Origin of the sequence: Sphingomonas parva (ex Maeng et al. 2020) (assembly GCF_004564275.1) — a bacterium.
GTDB classification, from domain to species: domain Bacteria; phylum Pseudomonadota; class Alphaproteobacteria; order Sphingomonadales; family Sphingomonadaceae; genus Allosphingosinicella; species Allosphingosinicella parva.
In genome coordinates this window covers 18,610-36,580 of record NZ_SPDV01000033.1, presented here as the reverse complement: position 1 = coordinate 36,580, position 17,971 = coordinate 18,610, and the positions used below count along the sequence as shown (strand labels likewise).

Here is a 17,971-nt window from a genome sequence, read left to right as displayed (position 1 = left end):
GGCCCCGCCCCCCGCTCCCTCAGCGCAGCAGCGCCAGCGGCACCGCCGCTGCCATCGCCCGATAGCCTTCGATCGACGGATGGAGCCCGTCGCCCGAGTCGAGGTCGGGGCGCAGCCGATCGGGCCGGGCCGGATCGCGCATCTCCGCGTCGAAATCGATCACCGCGTCGAAATGGCCGGGAGCGCGGATCCAGGCGTTGATCGCCTGGCGATCGGCCTCGTTGGCGGCGTCCGGATGGTAATAAGAGGAGCCGCCATAGGGCAGGATCGTCGCGCCGATCACGCGGATGCCGCGCTCGCGCGCCTTGGCGACGATCTGGGCATAAGCCGCGATCATCTCGGCGACCAGAGCCCCGTGCTGCTCGGGCGTCGCCGCTGCGTCGCGGGTCAGCGTGCCGAGATCGTTCACGCCCTCGAAGACGATCAGGGTCCCGACGCCGCTGCGCGCCAGAACGTCCCGCTCGAACCGGGCGGCCGCATTAGGCCCGAGCCCGTCGTTCAGCAGCCGGTTGCCGCCGAGGCCGAGGTTGACCACCGACAGACGGCGGGTCCGCGGGGACGCCTGCAGACGCTCGGCGAGGAAGTCGGTCCAGCGCGAATTCGTGTTCGGCTTCACCCCGAAGCCGTCGGTGATCGAATCGCCGAGGATCGCGATCGCGCTCTCGCGCGTCCCGGCGAGGACGTCGATGCCGCTGAGAAGGTACCAATGATCGACTCGCGTCGGCGCTGAGATCTCGGCGGCGGCGAGCTGGTCGCCGCGCCCGACCCAGGAGGTCGCGCGCGAGCCGGGATGGCCGGTCTGCACCGCGGGCTGCCGCGCGACATGGATCGACACGGCGAGCGTGGCCAGCGCCGGCACCGCGAGATCGACAGGATCGGAGACATAATCGGCGCCGGCCGGCACCACCAGCTGCGACGCGCCGGCGAAGGTCACCGTGCGATCGGTGGCGGGATCGATGCGCGGGCTCGCCGGATCCGCCGCCCGCGCGACGTGGACGCCGCGGATCGCCAGCGGGCCCTTGCCGAAGGCGTTCGAGACGCGGATCCGGATCCGGTCGCCGGCGAGCGTGGTGCGGACCAGCTGGCGCAGAGTGGCGTCGTCGAGCGTCCCGGGCGGCAGCGCGTTGTGCGGCTCGGGCTCCTGCTGGGCGCTGCCCCAGGTCGCGACCCATTTCGGCTCCTCCTGGCGTGCGGCGGCCGGCCCGCCGATCGCCAGCGACAGGAGGGCGAGAGCGGAAAGCAGGATCCTGACCAGCGTCATGCGCATCTCCCGAACCAGGCGGGCAGGCTGGCGGATCGATCTGCCGATGCCAAGCCTCACCGGATCGGCGCGCGGGGACGCTTGCCGATCGGCCTGGTCCGTGGCTCTATGGCACCGCCCCCCGATCGGTCGCGGAGCCCAGCATGTCCGTCGTGTGCCTCGAGGAAAAGCTCGCCACCTTCTCCGACCTCTGGTCGCCGAAGATCGTCGGCCGGTTGAACGACCTCGATCTGATGGTCGTCAAGGTCAAAGGCGAATTCGTCTGGCACAGCCATCCGGACACGGACGACTTCTTCCTCGTCCTCAAGGGGCGGCTGACGATCGAGATGCGCGACGGCGACGTCCATCTCGGCCCGGGCGAGCTCTACGTCGTGCCGAAGGGCGTGGAGCACCGGCCGGTGGCCGCGGAGGAGACGCACCTTCTCCTCATCGAGCCGAAGGGCACGCCCAACACGGGCGACGCGGCTACCGCCGCGGTGAAGACGGCGATCTGACCGGCTGCCCGCCGCCGCTTACTGGATCGTCTCGCTCTCCTCCCGGAGCATCCATTTGCTCGCCGCGCAGACGTTGACGTCGCGGTGGGTATATTCACGGCCGTCGGCGCGGACCGCCTTCAGGTCGTAGCGGCACTCGCTGGTGCCGTTGTCGATGTTGGCGTTGATGCTCGTCCCCGACGCGAGCGTCTTCTGGCCGAGGAGATCCTCCTCCCAGGTCTTGGCGGTGACCGGCGAGGCATAGAGCTCGCGGACGACCTGGCCCGAGAGGTTCTCGACGGTGATCTTGCGGTTCTTGCCGTCGGGGGCGGCGGCGGAGGGGCTGGACAGCGCAAGGATCGCGCTCGCGGCGATCAGCTGGGCAAGGGCGCGGCGCATCGGACCTCCGGTCGAGTGAGGCTGTGGCGCGAGCCTACGCCGCCGCGGCCGCCGGGGGAAGACGCAGAAGCACCGCGCCGCCTGGCCCGCGACCCGAATGAGGACATGAGGAGACGTGGCGCACTCGACAGGATTCGAACCTGTGACCTCTGCCTTCGGAGGGCAGCGCTCTATCCAGCTGAGCTACGAGTGCGTGGTGGGGAGGCGCTTAGCAAAGGCTCTCCGGCACCGCCAGAGGTTTTGCGCAGGTCCTGGACGGCGCCCTCCCCTCCATTGCGCTTCCGTTTCGAAATGCTAGACCTCGGCTGCGGCGGCTCGGCCGCTTGTAGCGTGGGGGAACGCGATGATCCGGTTCAATGCATTGCTGGCGGCGGCGCTGGTCGCCGCGCCGGTCGGGGCCGCGGCGCCGGAGACGGCGACCGAGGCCGATCGCCTGCTCGACAAGGCCTATGACATCGAGTGCCCCGTCTTCGATTCCGACCTGCTCCTGACCTCGTCTCCCGAAAAGGTCGAGAGCGAGGGCGCGCGCGTCGAGAAAGCGTGCCTCGCGCGGCTGGCCGCGATCAAGGCGGCGCACGACGCTGCCGCCGCGACGGAGACCTCGCGTCACCGGGCGCTCAAGGCCTATCTGAGCACGATCACCGATCTCGGTCGCAACGACATCGAGCGGCTGAAGCCGGCCAGCGCGCTTCGCTACCTCGACGACGGGTTCGCGACGATGATGGGCCATTACGACGGCGGGAAGCATTTCCACACGCTGATCGAGAATCTGCCTTTGATGTTCGAGACCCACCGGGCGCTGGCGCTGGTCGGGCGCAGCGAGGATTCGAAGGCGGCGCTGGGCACCGCGCGCGAGGTGATCGAGGGCGCCTATCAGACGTTCGGCAAGGACGTGCCGGACAAGGGGCGAGTCCGTGACGCGCTCAGCCTCGGCTACCAGCTGGAGCGGAACCTCGGCTATTTCTGGTCCGAGCGCAGCGCCGATCTCGCCGCCGAGGGCAAGACCGCCGAGGCGAAAGCGGCGCGGGCGATGGCCGCCGAGGCGTTCGGCCAGTGGCTGCGCATCTCCGATCTCAACATCAGCGGCAGCAAGAGCGCCGGCGAGGAACGCCGCGCCCGCTCGGTCGGCGCCCAGGCGCTGCACGGCATCGCGCGGGTGCAGTTCGCGGACGGCGACCGTGCCGGGGCGGCCAGGAGCCTCGCCGCCGCCGAGGGCCGTGTCTGCGGCATCGTCGATCCGCTCGAGGACGACGCCAAGCTCTGCACCCGGGTCCGCACCAACCTTGCCATCGCCCGCGGCGAGACCCCCGGCGATCTCTCCCCGATGGGCATGACCGGGGCCAAGGAGCAGATCGCCGCCCTGCGCGCGGCGCTGATGGCCGATGTCGAGGCCAACAACCAGAAGGTGCGCAAGGCGCTGGACGGTCTCAGCGCCGGCAACAAATAAGCGCCCGTTGCAGTCTAGGCCCTGCCCCGTTTCGCGGCGATGACTCTCGCTTCCTTGGTGCTTCCGGGCGGCGGAGTCTTGGGCTCGTAGCGGCAGATGTCGGCGACGACGCAGCGCCAGCATTCGGGCGTGCGCGCCTTGCAGACGTAGCGGCCGTGAAGGATCAGATAATGGTGCGCGTCCCGCCGCCACGGCTGCGGCGTCTCCGCATCGAGGATCCGCTCGACCGCGTCGACGTCCTTGCCGGGCGCAAGGCCGGTGCGGTTCGAGACGCGAAAGACGTGGGTGTCGACCGCGAAGGTCTCCGCGCCGAAGGCGCAGTTCATCACCACGTTCGCCGTCTTGCGCCCGACGCCGGGGAGCCGCTGCAGCGCGTCGCGATCGGCGGGCACCCGGCCGGCGTGATCGGCGATCAGCGCCTGCGACAGCGCGATGACGTTCTTCGCCTTGGTGTTGAACAGGCCGATCGTCTTGATGTGCTGCTTCAGCCCCTCCTCGCCGAGCGCCACCATCGCCTCCGGCGTGTCCACCGTCCTGAACAGCTCGCGCGTGGCGAGGTTGACGCTCGCGTCGGTCGCCTGGGCGGAGAGCACGACCGCGACCAGCAGGGTGAAGTCGTTGACATATTCGAGCTCGGTCTCGGGGTTCGGAGTCCGTTCGGCGAGGCGCTGGTAGAAGAGCTGCACCTCCTCGGGCGACAGCTTCGGCGGCGCCGCAGCCGCGCGCGGCTTGGCAGCAGGCTTGCGGGGCGGCTTGATCGCCATGGTCAGAGCCCGAGCACGTCGGCCATGGCATAGCGCCCCGCCGGCTTGCCGTGGAGCCACAAAGCCCCGGCGATCGCGCCGCGGGCGAAGATCGCGCGGCTCTCGGCGCGGTGGCCGAGCTCGAGCCGCTCGCCCTCGGCGGCGAAGATCACCTGATGGTCTCCGGCGACGCTGCCGCCGCGCAGCGCGGCGAAGCCGATCCTGCCCGCTTCCCGCGCGCCGGTGATGCCGTCCCGGCCGCGATCGGCGGCGGCGTCGAGATCGACTCCGCGCCCTTCGGCGGCGGCGCGGCCGAGCATCAGCGCGGTGCCCGAGGGCGCGTCGACCTTCATCCGGTGGTGCATCTCGACGATCTCGATGTCCCAGTCCTCGCTCAGCCGCGCCGCCGCCTCGCGCACCAGATGCGAGAGCAGGTTGACACCGAGCGAGGTATTCGCCGCCTGGATCACCGCGATCCGCTCGGCCGCGGCATCGATCGCGCGCCGATGCGCGGCGCCGAGGCCGGTGGTGCCGATCAGGATCGGCTTGCCCGCGGCGAGCGCGGCGTCGAGATGGCCCTGCAGCGCGTCCGGCGCCGAGAAATCGACGAAGACGTCGCCGCCCTCGGCGACGATGCCGACGTCCGACCGGCCGGTCGCGGCCTCCGCGATCGCCCGGCCCATCCGTCCGCTCGCGCCGAAAAGAGTGATGCTGATCATCCCGGCTTCATGGGCGAGCGCGGCAGGACGCGCAACCGGGCGCACCCGCCCCGGCCCTTTTGCGGTGTTCCGCGTCCGGAACCTTTGTCCTCGCCTGTACATTCAGGCTGCAACCTTTCATTATTTTCTCAAGGACCTAATGGCCTCCCTTTTCAAATGGTCCCGAGCGGCGGATCGCCCCGCCCTCCCCTTCACCGCCGAGCAGCAGCGCCGCCTCGCGACCTGGAATCGCGAGCGGCTGGCGCCGCAATTCCCGCCGGCCGACCCGGATGCGGCGCTGGTCCGCGAATCCGAGATGCGCGCCGTCGAGATCGCCTTTCTCGAGGCGCTTCGCGCCGAAATTTCCGCCGAGGCGGCCGCGGCGCCGACCGATGTCGAAGGCTTCATCGCCTGGTTCGAGGGCCTGATCGAGACCGGTCCGGGCCAGGGCGACCCGCTCTTCCCCTGGATCGCCGCCGAGGCGAGCCTCGACCAGATGCACTGGTTCCTCGAGCAGGAAGCGGCGGGCGAGGCCGGCTTCGACGATCTCGTCGCCTACACCCAGGTGAAGATGCCGCAGCAGGCGAAGCTCGAGCTCGCCCGCAACTATTGGGACGAGATGGGGCGCGGAAATCCCAAGGGCATGCACGGCCCGATGCTCGGCCATCTGATCGAGGCGCTCGATCTCGCGCCGACGATCGAGGACACCGTCGCCGAGAGCCTCGCCTTGGCCAACGCGATGACGGCGATGGCCACCAACCGGGCCTATGCCTGGCATTCGGTCGGGGCGCTCGGCGCGATCGAGCTGACCGCGCCCGGCCGCTCCGCCGCGACCGCGATGGGGCTGCGCCGGCTCGGCCAGCCGCCCGAGGTGCGCCGCTATTTCGATCTTCATGCGACGCTGGACGTCAAGCACAGCGAGGCGTGGAACCGCGAGGCGCTGCGGCCGCTGGTCGCCGAGGATCCGGCCCGGGCGACCGCCATGGCCGAAGGCGCGCTGATCCGCCTGAAGGCCGGCGCCCGCTGCTTCGCGCGCTACCGCAGCGAGCTCTGGAGCGTGCGCGAGAGCCGGCCGACCGAGGCCATGGTCCACGCCTGACCGCCGCGACGGTTCAGGCTGGAGAAGGGCGGAAGGACTAGAAGGATCGTCCCGACCATCATGCCGGACCGATCGATGCCGTTTCGCCTCTCCTTCCTGCCCGCGCTCGGCCTGATCGCCGCTCTGCCCGGCACCGCCGCGTCCGCGCCGGCGGCCGCCAACCACGTCGTTGCCGGCGAGTGGACGATCGGGCCGATCGTCCGCGGGCGCAATCATTCGGTGGGCATGCCGCTCCATCCGACGCCGCGGCGCGGGGGCGGCTGGCAGATCGATCTGCCGCGAGCGCCGGGAAGCGTCCATTACGTCACCTTCCCGCACGGCCCGCTGACGGGAAAGAGCCGCATCGTCATGCGCTATCGCGTCGAGGCCGCTCCCGGCGTGCGCATCGTCCCGCCGTCCGCGCCCGACCTGCCCTCGATCCTCACTCTCTATTTCCAGCGGCGCGGCGACAGCTGGACCGCGCGTGGCCCGTACGAGACCTATCGCTGGTTCGCGACCTTCGCCTCGCAGATGCCGATCACGCCCGGCGACCATGTGATGACCGCGCCGCTCAACGGAAACTGGACCGCGATCCTGACCTCCAGCGCGCGCAGCAACCCGGCGGCCTTCCGCGCCGCCCTGGCCGAAGCGGACCAGGTCGGCTTCGTGCTAGGCGGCGGCGATGGCTACGGCCACGGCGTCTATGCGACGGGGCCGGCGCGCATCATCGTCACCGAGTTCCGGGTCGAGTAGCGCCGCCCGCGCGGCCTATTTCTTGCCCCAGACCTGCTCGAGCCGTGCGTCGCGGCCGCAGCGCCAGCGATAGTAACGATATCGGACCGGGTTCTTCTTGTAATAATCCTGGTGATAATCCTCGGCGGGGTAGAAGCGGCCTGCGGCGACGATCGGCGTCACCACCCTGCCGCCGAGCTGGCGATCGGCGGCCGCCTTCTCGGCCTCGGCGAGCTTCCGCTCCGCGGGCGTGCCGACGAAAACGGCGGTCCGGTAGCTGTCGCCGCGATCGCAGAACTGCCCGCCGGCGTCGGTCGGATCGACCGTGCGGAAGAAATGGCGGACGAGCGCGGCATAGCTCACCCGCCGCGGATCGTAGGTGACGAGCACCGCCTCATAATGGCCAGTGCCGCCGGCGGAGACCTTTTTGTAGCTGGGATTGGCCAGGGTGCCGCCGGTGTAGCCGGACACCGCCGAGACGACGCCGGGGACCTTCTCGAAATCCGCTTCGGTGCACCAGAAGCAGCCGCCGGCGAACACCGCCTTCGCCTGCCCCGGCGCGGCGCGCGGCTGCTGCGCCGCAGCTTCGTCGCCGCCCGACTGGCCGCAGCTCGCGAGGGCGAGCGCGAGCACGAAGCCCCATCGGGCGAACATTCCGGTCATGCCGATCCTTTCCGCGGCGCGACGCGGCGCCTGCCCCGGCCTTAGCACGTCGGCCGGACGAGGGCATCGGCCTCGCGCGTCGCGGCCTCAGCACGCCGGCCGGGGCGCCACCTCGATCAACGGCGGGGCCTCGATCTCCACCGAGCCGTCGAGGCTCGCGACGCTCCAGTCGATCCTGTGCTCGACCCGGGCGTCCACTGCGCGGCCGCGGCGATCCCGCGCCGGCGCGAAGCGGAAGCGTTCCACGACGATCTCGCGGCTCCTCTCGTCCAGCTCGGCGACGCCGCTCGATGCGGTGACCCGCACGTCGCGCGGGCGGCCGTCGGGATCGACGGTGAAGCCGAGCGTGACGGCGCCCTCCCGCCGGTCGAACCAGGGCCCCGCCGGCCAATCCTCCGGCACGACCCGCCCGTCGAGAAGCGCCGGCGGCTGCACGGCGGCGCCGTCCGCCGGCTGCGGAGGCGTTGCCGCCGCGGCGGCGCGCGCGAGCAGCGCCAGCGCGGCGCCGAGGGCGAGCGCCAGGCCGGTCGCCAGCGGCCGCCCGGAATTGACCACGAGAACGATCGCCGCGACCGCGCACGCGGCCGAAGCGAGCATGACAAGGATGCGTCGCACAGGCTGGTCCCCTGCTTTTCCCCGGCGCGGAGAATGCCAGATGCGCGCCGGGACGCAAGAGCCGCGCGACGACCGCCGGTTCCCGCTCGCCCCCGGCTCGGCTACACGTCCGGCATGCACCAACGCGACATCCGCAACATCGTCGTCCTCACCGGCGCGGGGATCTCGGCCGAAAGCGGCCTCGCCACCTTTCGTGGACCCGACGGGCTATGGGAGGGCCATCGCGTCGAGGACGTCGCCACGCCCGAGGCCTTCCGGCGCGATCCGACGCTGGTCCAGCGCTTCTACGATGCGCGCCGCGCCCGGCTGAAGGAGGTGGAGCCGAACGCCGCCCATCGCGCCCTCGCCCGGCTCGACGCCGAATGGCCCGGCGCGCTGCTCATCGTCACCCAGAATGTCGACGATCTCCACGAGCGCGCCGGCGCGCGGCGCATCCTCCACATGCACGGCGAGCTCAATTCCGCCTGGTGCCTCGGCTGCGACGCCCGCGCCCGATGGACCGACGAGCTTTCGAGCCAGCCGCCCTGCCCCGCCTGCGGCGCCGAGGGGATGCTCCGTCCAGACATCGTCTGGTTCGGGGAGATGCCGTACGAGATGGAGCGGATCGACGATGCTTTGCGCGACGCCGACCTGTTCGTCTCGATCGGCACGTCCGGCGCGGTCTATCCCGCCGCAGGCTTCGTCCAGACCGCACGCTATTGCGGCGCGCGGACGCTGGAGATGAACCTCGAGCCGAGCCTCGGCAGCACCTATTTCCACGAAACCCGGATCGGCGCGGCCAGCGTGCTCGTCCCCGAATTCGTCGACGAGATGCTCGGCAACCGTACGGTGAGAACCACCTGAAAATCGAAGCGACGGAGCAGGCGCCTCCCCTCATAGACCTCGATCCGGTGTCGCCCCAGGGGGTCACCGTCGGCGATGCACCAATCGTTGGAGAGCATTCCTTCCGAGAGATCCTGCTCGAGCTCGGTCTCGGCGCGCCTCCGGTCGGTTGAGATGGTCGTGATCGACTCGTCCGTGTTCCAGGTTCGCGGCGGCGCCGGCAGGATCAGCACCTCACGAACGCGGATCGTGCGGTCGGCCGGCGGAACCCGGATCTCCCACCCGAAGCAGCTCGTCTCCGGCACATAGGGGACGATGCGCGTCGCCTCGGCCCGATCCGGATCATCAGCGTCAAAGGCGTAGAATTCCGCCTCGAGCACCTTCAAGGGTTGCGGCGCGGCCTGGCCGAGGGCGAGGGCAATGGCGAGGCTCGTGAACATCGGCGACGGTCCTCCTCGGACGGATCATCGCACAAGCGCCGCTCCCGGCAAAGTCACTCGACCCAGTCGAGCCCGATCTCGCGATAGAGGCCCCGGTCCTCCTCCCATTTCGGGTTGACCTTGACGTGGAGGAAGAGGTGGACCTTGCGCCCGAGCAGCTCCGAAAGCTCCTTGCGCGCCGCCTCGCCGATTGCCCGGATGCGGCTGCCGCCCTTGCCGAGCACGATCGCCTTCTGGCTGTCGCGCGCGACCAGGATCTGCTGGTGGATCGCGCACGAGCCGTCCTTGCGCTCCTCGAACTTCTCGGTCTCGATCGCGCTCTCGTAAGGCAGCTCGGCGTGGAGCTGGTGATAGAGCTGTTCCCGGGTCACCTCGGCCGCCAGCATCCGGTCGGTCGCGTCGGAGACCTGGTCCTCGGGGAACAGCCACGGCCCTTCGGGCATGCGGGCGGCGAGCGCGGCCTTGAGATCGGCGACGCCGTCACCGGTCGCCGCCGAGACCATGAAGATCTCCTCGAAGGCGAGCCGCTCGTTGAGCTGCGCGGCGAGCGTCAGCAGCGCCTCCTTCTTCGTCACGTCGACCTTGTTGAGCACGAGGATCTTCGGCTCGCGCCGATCCTTCAGCCGGTCGAGCATCTCCTCGATTCGCTGCGAGAAGCCGCGCTCGGCATCGACCACCAGGGCGATGAGGTCCGCATCCTGCGCGCCCGCCCAGGCGGCGGCGACCATTGCCCGATCGAGCCGCCGCTTCGGCTCGAAGATCCCCGGCGTGTCGAGCAGCAGCACCTCGGTCTCGCCGGCGAGAGCGATGCCCATCAGCCGGGTGCGCGTGGTCTGCGCCTTGGGGCTGACGATCGCCACCTTCTGGCCGACGATGGCGTTCACCAAGGTCGATTTGCCGGCGTTCGGCGCCCCCACGACGGCGACGACGCCGCATCTCTCGGTCACTTCAACTGCTCCATCAACTTGGTCGCGGCGGCGGTCTCCGCCTCCTGCTTCGACGTTCCTTCGGCGCTCGCGGTTCCGACGCCCCTGATCTCGACCTCGACCACGAAGCGCGGCGCGTGATGCGGACCGCTGCGGTCGGCGAGCCGGTAGGCGGGCGGCTTGCGGTTGTTCGCCGCCGCCCATTCCTGCAGCGCCGATTTGGGATGCTTGGGCGCCTTGTCGCGCGTGCTGACCTTGTCGTCCCAGGCGCGCCGCACGAACGCGGTCGCCGCCTCGAGGCCGGAGTCGAGATAAAGGGCGCCGATCAGCGATTCGACGACGTCGCCAAGCACGTTGTCGCTGTCCGAGGCGCCGTCCTCGCGGGCCTGCTTGCCGAGCCGCAGATGGCCGGCGAGGCCGAGCTCGCGCGCGATTTCGGCGCAGGTCTCGCCGGCGACCAGGGCATTGAGGCGGCGGGAGAGCTTGCCCTCCGGCTCCGCCGGGAAGAGCTCGTACAGCCATGTCGCGACGACGAGGCCGAGCACCCGGTCCCCGAGGAACTCGAGCCGCTCGTAATGCTCCTCGCCACTGCTCGAATGGGTGAGCGCGCGCTCGAACAGAGCGACGTCTTTGGGGCGGCGGCCGAGCGTGCGCTCCAGCCAGTCGGGAAGCGAGCTCATCAGAAGGTCCGCCCCACGCGCTCCAGGCGCGCCGCCGAGAACCAGGTCCAGGGCCTGGTCCAGGACGCGCTGCCGTCGGTCGAGAAGAAGACGATCAGCGCGCGCCCGATCAGCCGGTCACGGTGCAGGAAGCCGACGCCGTCACGATCGAGCGGATAGCGGCTGTCGGCGCTGTCGTCGCGATTGTCGCCCATCATGAAATAATGGTCCTCGGGGATGGTGATGACCGGCGTGTCGTCGCCCTCGCCGGTCCATTGATCGAGCACTTCGTAGGAGCGCCCGCCCGGCAGGGTCTCGCGATAGCGCGCATAACGGCAGAAGGTTTCGCCATTCTCCACCACCGGCGGCAGCGCCGCCTCCGGCGCGACGTAGCGGCACGGGCTGTTCGGCGTACGCGGCATCAGATAGTCGGCGATCCGCACCTTCGGCACCGCGCGGCCGTTGAGGACCAGCTGGCCGCCGCGCATCTGCACGCGGTCGCCGGGAAGGCCGATCAGGCGCTTCACATAATCCTCGTCGCTGCTCGGATAGCGGAAGACGACGACGTCGCCGCGCTCCGGCTCCTGCCCCAGGACGCGTCCGTCGAAGCCGCCGAGGCCGAACGGCATCGAGTAGCGGGAGAAGCCGTAGGGCCATTTGGCGACGAACAGATAATCGCCGATCATCAGCCGCGGCAGCATCGATCCCGACGGGATGACGAACGGCGCGACGACGAAGCTGCGCAGGATCAATGCGAACAGGAAGAGGAGCAGCAGGAAACGGGTCGTTTCCGCCAGTCCGCCTTTCGCCTTTTTGGGGGGAGCCTTGGTCGTCGCCATTGCCGCCGCTTTCGCTTGGCCGCCGAACCGGGTCAAGGCGCGGGACGCGAGCGGCCCCTATCCTTTCCCCCCGGCCGCTCCTAGATAAGCGCCGCGTCAGCAGAGGGAGACGGACGGATGAGCGATGCGTGGCAGGCCGTGGGACAGCTCGGGACGCGGACGCTGCAGGAGCTGTTCGCCGCCGAAGCGGATCGGGTCCAGCGTCTGACCCTCGAGGAAGCGGGCATCCGCTTCGACTTCGCCAAGACCCACCTCGGCGAGGACGCGCTCGCCGCCTTCGAGGCGCTCGCCGAGCAGCAGGATCTCGCCGCGGCGCGCGACGCGCTGTTCGCCGGCGCGGAGGTCAACCCGACCGAGGGCCGCGCGGCCGAGCACAGCGCCGAGCGCGGCCAGGGCGCGCCGGAGAGCGTCGCCCGCGCCTCCACCCTGCACGCGCGGATGCGGGCTCTGATCGATGCGATCGAGGCCGAGGCCTTCGGGCCGATCCGCCACATCCTCCACATCGGCATCGGCGGCTCGGCGCTGGGTCCCGACTTCCTGATCGACGCGCTCGGCCGGGACGCGGGCCGCTACGACGCCGCGATCGTTTCCAACGTCGATGCCGCGGCGCTGGAGGAAGCCGTCGCCGATTTCGATCCCCACAGCACCCTGCTGGCGGTCGCCTCCAAGACCTTCACGACGATGGAGACGCTGCTCAACACGCGCTCGGCGCTCGCCTGGCTCGAGCAGGGCGGGGTTGCCGATCCGTACGGCCAGATGGTCGCCCTCACCGCCGCGCCGGACAAGGCGATCGAGTTCGGAGTCGACGAGACCCGCATCCTCCCCTTCTCGGAGACGGTCGGCGGACGTTATTCGCTCTGGTCGTCGATCGGCTTTCCTGCCGCGCTCGCGCTCGGCTGGGAGGCGTTCGAGCAGATGCTGGAAGGCGCCGCGGCGATGGACCGCCACTTCCGCCTCGCCCCGCTCTCGCGCAACGCGCCGGTGCTCGCGGCCTTCGTCGACCGCTATTACGCCAATGTCCGCGGCTGCGAGACCCGCGCCGTTTTCGCCTATGACGAGCGGCTGCGGCTGCTCCCCTCCTACCTCCAGCAGCTGGAGATGGAATCGAACGGCAAATCGGTGAAGCTGGACGGCACGCCGGTCGGCCGCGCCTCGTCGCAGATCACCTGGGGCGGGGTCGGCACCGATGCCCAGCACGCCGTCTTCCAGCTCCTCCACCAGGGCACGCACCTCGTCCCCGTCGAGTTCGTCGCCGCGGTCGAGCCCGGGCACAGCTATGACGAGGAGCATCACCGCCAGCTGCTGATCAACTGCTTCGCCCAGGGCGCCGCGCTGATGGCCGGCAAGGGCAGCGAGGATCCCCACCGCAATTATCCCGGCGACCGGCCGTCGACGACGATCCTGCTCGACCGGGTCGACCCGTTCACGATCGGCGCGCTGCTCGCCTTCTACGAGCACCGCACCTTCGTGAACGCCGTGCTGCTCGGCATCAATCCGTTCGACCAGTTCGGCGTCGAGCTCGGCAAGTCGATGGCCAAGGCGATCGACAATGGCGAGGATCTCGGCTTCGATCCCTCGACCGAGGCGCTGATCGCCCGCGCCCTCGGCGAATGAGCGCGTCCCTCACCAAACCTGTTCTTTCCCCGGCGGCTGGAGCCCCTTCATGACCTTCGATTACGACCTCTTCGTCATCGGCGCCGGCTCCGGCGGCGTCCGCGCCGCCCGCGTCTCCGCAGCGCACGGCGCCCGGGTCGCGATCGCCGAGGAGCACAAGGTCGGCGGCACCTGCGTGATCCGCGGCTGCGTCCCCAAGAAGCTGCTCGTCTACGGCGCGCATTTCGCCGAGGATCTCGCCGACGCCCGGCGGTTCGGCTGGGACGTGCCGAAATGCGATTTCCACTGGCCGACGCTGCGCGACAACGTGCTGAACGAGGTCGACCGGCTCGAAGGCCTCTATTCCGAGAATCTCGAGCGGCACGCGGTCGAGATCATCCGGCAGCGGGCGACGGTGAAGGGCGCCAACAGCATCGCCCTTGCGGATGGGCGCACGGTGACCGCCAAGACCATCCTGATCGCCAGCGGCGCGACCCCGGTCGTGCCGGATTTCCCCGGCGCCGAGCACGGCATCACCTCCAACGAGGCGTTCCACCTCGAGGCCTTGCCCAAGCGCGTCGTGATCGCGGGCGCCGGCTACATCGCCAACGAATTCGCCGGCATCTTCCACGAATTCGGCGCCAAGGTGACCCTGGTGAACCGCAGCGACGTGATCCTGCGCGGCTATGACGAGACGATCCGCGACCGGCTGCTCACCATCTCGATGATGAAGGGCATCGAATTCCGCTTCCACGCATCGTTCGAGCGGGTCACCAGGAACGACGACGGCTCGCTGCACATCGAGATGAGCAATTGCGATCCGGTCGACGCGGACCTCCTGATGTTCGCCATCGGGCGCAAGCCGAACACCGAAGGCCTCGGCCTGGAAACGGCCGGGGTCGAGCTCGACGACAAGGGCGCGATCGTGGTCGATTCCGACAATCGCTCCACCTGCCCGAGCATCTACGCGGTCGGCGACGTCACCAACCGAGTCCAGCTCACGCCGGTCGCGATCCGCGAGGGCCAGGCGTTCGCCGACAGCGTGTTCGGCGACAAGCCGACGAAGGTCGATTACGAGAACATCCCGTCGGCGGTGTTCAGCCACCCGCCGCTCGCCGGCGTCGGCATGACCGAGGGCCAGGCGCGCAACCGGCTCGGCACCGTCAAGATCTACACCGCCGACTTCCGGCCGATGAAGAACGTGCTCGCCGGCCGCAACGAGCGGGCGCTGTACAAGATGATCGTCGACGGCCAGACCGACGAGGTCGTCGGCATCCACATGATCGGCCCCGACGCGCCGGAGATCCTCCAGGCGGCGGCGATCGCGGTGAAGGCCCGGCTCAGGAAGGAGCAGTTCGACGAGGTCGTCGCCCTCCACCCGACGATGGCGGAAGAGCTCGTCCTGATGAAGTGAGGCGGCTACCGCCTCAGCCGGCGCGCAGCGGCCCCGTGTCGCCTTGCCCTTCCTCCTCCGCAGGCGCCTTGGGCGCGCCGCCGGTGCCTCCGTCCTTCGACGCCTCGTCCGGGCTCTTCTCGGTCGGCTTCACGGTCGAGCGGATGACCATCACCTTGCCAAGCACGTCGAACCAGAAGGGTGCGCCGAGCGTGCCGGCGAGCCCGACGGCGGCGAAGCCGGCGAGCCAGGAGAGCAGGAAGAACAGTCCTTCGAAGAAGAACGGCTGATCGGTCAGCTGCCGCTTCACGTGCGTCCATTGCGTGCGGTTCCAGCCGATCGGAAGCCCTGCTTTCTCGAGCTCGTCCTGCAATCTGCTGCGGATCGCGTTCGGGTCCGGCACCGGGCCGGCGCTCGTGCCGCCCACGAGCACGGGCGCGGCAGGCGGCGATGTTTCGGCGGCCGCTTCGGCCTCGCGCATCAGGTCACCGACGTCGGCGCTTTCCTCGGCCGAATTGGCCTCCGGCGCCGCCGCGGCATTCCCCTCCCCGGCCTGCGCGCCGGCCGGCGGCGCGGCGCCCCGGGAGACGATCTCGCGGCTGAGCGCGCCGGCCACCTGCGGATCGGCGAGCAGGCTGTCGCTGATCTTGACCGCCTGCGCCCGCGCCGCGTCCTGCGTCGAGAGATATTGGGCGATGACGAAGGCGTTGATGTTGAGGAAGAAGGCGATGGCGAGGCCCAGCCAGAAGAGCAGCCGCTGGGTGCGCCGGCGGTACCAGCCGGAGGCGCGATCCATCGCCGCGTCATACCATTGCTCGATATTCTTGCGGATCTGCTCGGGCTGGCCTCCGGCGGCGCGATCGAGCGCCTGATAGGCGCGGGCCAGCTTGTCGGACGGCGCCCCTTCGCCGGCCCCGCCAAGCCCCGCCTTCAGGCGCTCGGCGTGCGGCTTGAGCAAGTCGAGCAGCGCCAGCGAGAAGGTCTCGCGGGGGATGTAGGACGGCAGGTTACGGTGACCCTTCCTCGCCACCTTGCCGCTCTGCTGCGCGAAGATGCTCGGCGCGGCCTCGCCCGGGAAGAGGCCGCCGATCAGCGGATGCTCGTAGAGCTGGGCGCGAAGGCCGGTGCCGTCGCGATCGTCGAGAAGCTCGGCGATCGCCCGCTCGAGGTCGCGCGCCCGCGTCTTGGTCCAGCTTTCGATCGTCTCGCGCACCGCGGTCAGGATCAGGCTGACGAGCAGGAAGATCAGGATGAGCCCGACGCCGACCTCGAGGATTTCAGAACCGAACATAGCCCCCTCCGTGTTCGATGGCGCCGATCCTGAACCGATCGGCGAAGCCGCGCAAGCGGCGGCGGAGGGGCTTCGACAAGCGCGCGGCGAACGGTATGAACGGGCCAGGCGCGGGCGGAAGATCCGCAGGTCGAACCAACGAGAGAGGATGCATGGCAACGGACGGCTACATGACCGGCTTCGGCAGTCACTTCGCCACGGAGGCGGTGCCGGGCGCGCTGCCCGAGGGACGCAACTCGCCGCAGCGCCCCGCCTTCGGCCTCTATGCCGAGCAGCTTTCGGCGACCGCCTTCACCGCGCCGCGCGCCGAGAACCGCCGCGCCTGGCTCTATCGGATACGCCCCTCGGCCGAGCACCCCCCGTTCGCGCCCTATGACGGCGCGCCCGCGTTCGGCGGCGCCGCGCTCCACGACCCGCTGCCGCCGAACCGGCTGCGCTGGAGCCCGCTCGACTATCCCGACGCCGCGACCGACCTGATCGACGGGATGGCCACGATGGTCGCCAACGGGGGGCCGGAGGCGCTGTCCGGCTGCGCCGTCCATGTCTATCGCGCCACCGACGACATGCGCCGGTTCTTCTTCAACGCGGACGGGGAGATGCTGTTCGTGCCGCAGGACGGGCGCCTCACCCTGTTCACCGAAATGGGCCGGATCGACGTTGCGCCGGGCGAGATCGCCCTGGTTCCGCGCGGCGTCCGCTTCCGCGCGGCGCTGCCGGACGGCCGCGCCCGCGGCTATGTCGCCGAGAATCACGGTGCCCTCTTCCGCCTGCCCGAGCTCGGCCCGATCGGCTCGAACGGCCTCGCCAACCCGCGCGACTTCCTCACCCCCGTCGCCGCCTACGAGGATCGGGACGGCGAGACCGAGCTGGTCCAGAAATATCTCGGCCGCCTGTGGACCACGAGGATCGACCACAGCCCGCTCGACGTCGTCGCCTGGCACGGCAACCTCGCGCCGTGGAAATACGATCTCGCCCGCTTCAACACGATCGGCACGGTGAGCTTCGACCATCCCGATCCGTCGATCTTCACCGTGCTCACCAGCCCCTCCGACACGCCGGGGCGGGCCAATGCCGATTTCGTGATCTTCCCGCCGCGCTGGATGGTGGCGGAGGACACGTTCCGGCCGCCCTGGTTCCACCGCAACGTGATGAGCGAGTGCATGGGCCTGATCCACGGCGCCTATGACGCCAAGGCCGAAGGCTTCGCCCCCGGCGCGCTCTCGTTGCACAATCTGATGGCCGGCCACGGCCCCGACGTCGCCAGCTGGCGCGGCGCGTCCGAAGCGGCGCTCAAGCCGCACAAGATCGAAGGCACGATGGCCTTCATGGTCGAGAGCTGCTGGCCGTTCCGACCCACGGCCTTCGCCATGGCCGGCGAGGCCCTGCAGGCGGACTATGACGAGGCCTGGGGCGGCTTCCCCAAGGCGGTGCTACCCTAGACCATCTGAAGAGAGCGCGATTCCCGCCATCGGCGGAAGCGCGAAGCATTTCCACCTCAGCCGATCGCGCCCTAGGCCGACCGCTTCAGCGCCATGTCCGGGCCCTGGGCCGCACCGGCTCCGGGGCAGGCGCCCTCGGAGCGCGGCCCGGGTCGCCGTAGCGGACGATCACCGGGTCGATGCAGCCGTCCTCCCGCTCGCGGTAGACGGCGAGAATGGTGTCGCCCGGCGGCAGCTCGGTGAGCGGCCGCGCCTCGGGCGACCCGACATTGTCGGCCCAATGAACGTCGGCGCGATCGCACAGGGTGCCGCGGACGATCGGGATCTGCCGGCTCGAAGGCGCACGCGCGCCCTCCGGCGTGGACGGCGGGGCCGCGCTGCCCGGCACGGCGGCGGCGAGGGCAGTCAGGATCAGGAGACGCATCGCATACACTCCCTGCTGAACGGCCGCGCTTATACC

The 17,971-nt window shown here is 70.0% G+C and carries 20 protein-coding genes and 1 tRNA gene; 8 read left to right on the top strand and 13 right to left on the bottom strand.

The annotated features are described in order from the left end of the window. Window positions 1-19: 19 nt before the first annotated feature. The gene (locus E2493_RS15715; protein ID WP_135088574.1) at window positions 20-1,267 is read right to left on the bottom strand and encodes an SGNH/GDSL hydrolase family protein; all 1,248 of its coding nucleotides are present in this window, start codon (window positions 1,265-1,267) and stop codon (window positions 20-22) included. A gap of 137 nt (window positions 1,268-1,404) precedes the next feature. On the opposite strand from E2493_RS15715, the gene E2493_RS15710 reads away from it, so the two are divergent. Further along, the gene (locus E2493_RS15710; protein WP_135088485.1) at window positions 1,405-1,755 is read left to right on the top strand and encodes a cupin domain-containing protein; all 351 of its coding nucleotides are present in this window, start codon (window positions 1,405-1,407) and stop codon (window positions 1,753-1,755) included. 18 nt (window positions 1,756-1,773) lie between these two features. Here E2493_RS15710 and E2493_RS15705 read toward each other — a convergent pair whose 3' ends face one another. Together E2493_RS15705 and E2493_RS15700 are read right to left on the bottom strand one after the other, a co-directional pair. After that, complete coding sequence (locus E2493_RS15705) at window positions 1,774-2,133, bottom strand: hypothetical protein (RefSeq protein ID WP_135088483.1); 360 nt, start codon at window positions 2,131-2,133, stop codon at window positions 1,774-1,776. Between the two features lie 116 nt (window positions 2,134-2,249). Further along, window positions 2,250-2,326 (bottom strand) — tRNA-Arg (locus E2493_RS15700). A 150-nt stretch (window positions 2,327-2,476) separates the two neighbouring features. Here E2493_RS15700 and E2493_RS15695 point away from each other — a divergent pair. Further along, the gene (locus E2493_RS15695; RefSeq protein WP_135088481.1) at window positions 2,477-3,580 is read left to right on the top strand and encodes a hypothetical protein; all 1,104 of its coding nucleotides are present in this window, start codon (window positions 2,477-2,479) and stop codon (window positions 3,578-3,580) included. 14 nt (window positions 3,581-3,594) lie between these two features. Here E2493_RS15695 and nth read toward each other — a convergent pair whose 3' ends face one another. Beyond that, window positions 3,595-4,344, bottom strand: coding sequence for an endonuclease III (gene nth, locus E2493_RS15690; RefSeq protein WP_404828330.1), 750 nt, complete (start codon window positions 4,342-4,344; stop codon window positions 3,595-3,597). 2 nt (window positions 4,345-4,346) lie between these two features. After that, a complete protein-coding gene (dapB, locus tag E2493_RS15685; protein ID WP_135088479.1) occupies window positions 4,347-5,042 on the bottom strand; it encodes a 4-hydroxy-tetrahydrodipicolinate reductase in 696 nt (231 codons plus the stop codon). 139 nt (window positions 5,043-5,181) lie between these two features. Here dapB and E2493_RS15680 point away from each other — a divergent pair, with 139 nt between their 5' ends. After that, window positions 5,182-6,120: an iron-containing redox enzyme family protein gene (locus tag E2493_RS15680; protein WP_135088477.1), complete on the top strand. Its 939-nt coding sequence runs from the start codon at window positions 5,182-5,184 to the stop codon at window positions 6,118-6,120. 75 nt (window positions 6,121-6,195) lie between these two features. Beyond that, window positions 6,196-6,852, top strand: coding sequence for a hypothetical protein (locus E2493_RS15675; protein ID WP_225421526.1), 657 nt, complete (start codon window positions 6,196-6,198; stop codon window positions 6,850-6,852). Between the two features lie 15 nt (window positions 6,853-6,867). Here E2493_RS15675 and msrA read toward each other — a convergent pair whose 3' ends face one another. Together msrA and E2493_RS15665 are read right to left on the bottom strand one after the other, a co-directional pair. Further along, the gene (gene msrA, locus E2493_RS15670; protein WP_225421525.1) at window positions 6,868-7,494 is read right to left on the bottom strand and encodes a peptide-methionine (S)-S-oxide reductase MsrA; all 627 of its coding nucleotides are present in this window, start codon (window positions 7,492-7,494) and stop codon (window positions 6,868-6,870) included. A gap of 87 nt (window positions 7,495-7,581) precedes the next feature. Beyond that, on the bottom strand, window positions 7,582-8,109 hold the full coding sequence (locus tag E2493_RS15665; RefSeq protein ID WP_135088473.1) for a TonB family protein: 528 nt from the start codon (window positions 8,107-8,109) through the stop codon (window positions 7,582-7,584). Between the two features lie 114 nt (window positions 8,110-8,223). Between E2493_RS15665 and E2493_RS15660 the strand changes: the two genes are divergently transcribed. Then, window positions 8,224-8,952, top strand: coding sequence for an NAD-dependent deacylase (locus E2493_RS15660; RefSeq protein WP_135088471.1), 729 nt, complete (start codon window positions 8,224-8,226; stop codon window positions 8,950-8,952). On the opposite strand, the gene E2493_RS15655 is transcribed toward E2493_RS15660, so the two are convergent. From E2493_RS15655 to lepB, 4 genes are read right to left on the bottom strand one after another with little or no spacing between them, the layout of a single operon-like run. Next, window positions 8,859-9,371, bottom strand: a complete 513-nt coding sequence (locus E2493_RS15655) for a hypothetical protein (RefSeq protein WP_135088469.1) — start codon at window positions 9,369-9,371, stop codon at window positions 8,859-8,861. The genes E2493_RS15660 and E2493_RS15655 overlap by 94 nt on opposite strands. A gap of 53 nt (window positions 9,372-9,424) precedes the next feature. Beyond that, a complete protein-coding gene (gene era / locus E2493_RS15650; RefSeq protein WP_225421524.1) occupies window positions 9,425-10,318 on the bottom strand; it encodes a GTPase Era in 894 nt (297 codons plus the stop codon). Beyond that, the gene (gene rnc, locus E2493_RS21915; RefSeq protein WP_135088466.1) at window positions 10,315-10,977 is read right to left on the bottom strand and encodes a ribonuclease III; all 663 of its coding nucleotides are present in this window, start codon (window positions 10,975-10,977) and stop codon (window positions 10,315-10,317) included. The genes era and rnc overlap by 4 nt, the downstream gene beginning before the upstream one ends. After that, a complete protein-coding gene (lepB, locus tag E2493_RS15640; protein ID WP_135088464.1) occupies window positions 10,977-11,795 on the bottom strand; it encodes a signal peptidase I in 819 nt (272 codons plus the stop codon). The genes rnc and lepB overlap by 1 nt, the downstream gene beginning before the upstream one ends. A gap of 117 nt (window positions 11,796-11,912) precedes the next feature. On the opposite strand from lepB, the gene pgi reads away from it, so the two are divergent. Together pgi and gorA are read left to right on the top strand one after the other, a co-directional pair. Then, entirely contained in the window at window positions 11,913-13,409 is a 1,497-nt protein-coding gene (pgi, locus tag E2493_RS15635; protein WP_135088462.1) for a glucose-6-phosphate isomerase, read from the top strand. Between the two features lie 49 nt (window positions 13,410-13,458). Next, entirely contained in the window at window positions 13,459-14,802 is a 1,344-nt protein-coding gene (gorA, locus tag E2493_RS15630) for a glutathione-disulfide reductase (protein ID WP_135088460.1), read from the top strand. 13 nt (window positions 14,803-14,815) lie between these two features. Here gorA and E2493_RS15625 read toward each other — a convergent pair whose 3' ends face one another. Beyond that, on the bottom strand, window positions 14,816-16,072 hold the full coding sequence (locus E2493_RS15625) for a hypothetical protein (protein ID WP_135088458.1): 1,257 nt from the start codon (window positions 16,070-16,072) through the stop codon (window positions 14,816-14,818). A gap of 152 nt (window positions 16,073-16,224) precedes the next feature. Between E2493_RS15625 and hmgA the strand changes: the two genes are divergently transcribed. Next, the gene (gene hmgA, locus E2493_RS15620; protein WP_135088456.1) at window positions 16,225-17,511 is read left to right on the top strand and encodes a homogentisate 1,2-dioxygenase; all 1,287 of its coding nucleotides are present in this window, start codon (window positions 16,225-16,227) and stop codon (window positions 17,509-17,511) included. 85 nt (window positions 17,512-17,596) lie between these two features. Here the strand turns inward: hmgA and E2493_RS15615 are convergent, their stop codons facing one another. Beyond that, window positions 17,597-17,935 carry a hypothetical protein gene (locus E2493_RS15615; RefSeq protein ID WP_135088454.1) on the bottom strand — a complete coding sequence of 113 codons (339 nt, stop codon included), beginning with the start codon at window positions 17,933-17,935 and terminating at the stop codon, window positions 17,597-17,599. Window positions 17,936-17,971: the final 36 nt, after the last annotated feature.

Bases quoted from the DNA above. Each gene is read 5' to 3' on its own strand.
- E2493_RS15715 (WP_135088574.1), bottom strand. From the start codon at position 1,267: ATGCGCATGACGCTGGTCAGGATCCTGCTTTCCGCTCTCGCCCTCCTG.
- E2493_RS15710 (WP_135088485.1), top strand. From the start codon at position 1,405: ATGTCCGTCGTGTGCCTCGAGGAAAAGCTCGCCACCTTCTCCGACCTC.
- E2493_RS15705 (WP_135088483.1), bottom strand. From the start codon at position 2,133: ATGCGCCGCGCCCTTGCCCAGCTGATCGCCGCGAGCGCGATCCTTGCG.
- E2493_RS15695 (WP_135088481.1), top strand. From the start codon at position 2,477: ATGATCCGGTTCAATGCATTGCTGGCGGCGGCGCTGGTCGCCGCGCCG.
- nth (WP_404828330.1), bottom strand. From the start codon at position 4,344: ATGGCGATCAAGCCGCCCCGCAAGCCTGCTGCCAAGCCGCGCGCGGCT.
- dapB (WP_135088479.1), bottom strand. From the start codon at position 5,042: ATGATCAGCATCACTCTTTTCGGCGCGAGCGGACGGATGGGCCGGGCG.
- E2493_RS15680 (WP_135088477.1), top strand. From the start codon at position 5,182: ATGGCCTCCCTTTTCAAATGGTCCCGAGCGGCGGATCGCCCCGCCCTC.
- E2493_RS15675 (WP_225421526.1), top strand. From the start codon at position 6,196: ATGCCGTTTCGCCTCTCCTTCCTGCCCGCGCTCGGCCTGATCGCCGCT.
- msrA (WP_225421525.1), bottom strand. From the start codon at position 7,494: ATGACCGGAATGTTCGCCCGATGGGGCTTCGTGCTCGCGCTCGCCCTC.
- E2493_RS15660 (WP_135088471.1), top strand. From the start codon at position 8,224: ATGCACCAACGCGACATCCGCAACATCGTCGTCCTCACCGGCGCGGGG.
- E2493_RS15655 (WP_135088469.1), bottom strand. From the start codon at position 9,371: ATGTTCACGAGCCTCGCCATTGCCCTCGCCCTCGGCCAGGCCGCGCCG.
- rnc (WP_135088466.1), bottom strand. From the start codon at position 10,977: ATGAGCTCGCTTCCCGACTGGCTGGAGCGCACGCTCGGCCGCCGCCCC.
- lepB (WP_135088464.1), bottom strand. From the start codon at position 11,795: ATGGCGACGACCAAGGCTCCCCCCAAAAAGGCGAAAGGCGGACTGGCG.
- pgi (WP_135088462.1), top strand. From the start codon at position 11,913: ATGAGCGATGCGTGGCAGGCCGTGGGACAGCTCGGGACGCGGACGCTG.
- gorA (WP_135088460.1), top strand. From the start codon at position 13,459: ATGACCTTCGATTACGACCTCTTCGTCATCGGCGCCGGCTCCGGCGGC.
- E2493_RS15625 (WP_135088458.1), bottom strand. From the start codon at position 16,072: ATGTTCGGTTCTGAAATCCTCGAGGTCGGCGTCGGGCTCATCCTGATC.
- hmgA (WP_135088456.1), top strand. From the start codon at position 16,225: ATGGCAACGGACGGCTACATGACCGGCTTCGGCAGTCACTTCGCCACG.
- E2493_RS15615 (WP_135088454.1), bottom strand. From the start codon at position 17,935: ATGCGTCTCCTGATCCTGACTGCCCTCGCCGCCGCCGTGCCGGGCAGC.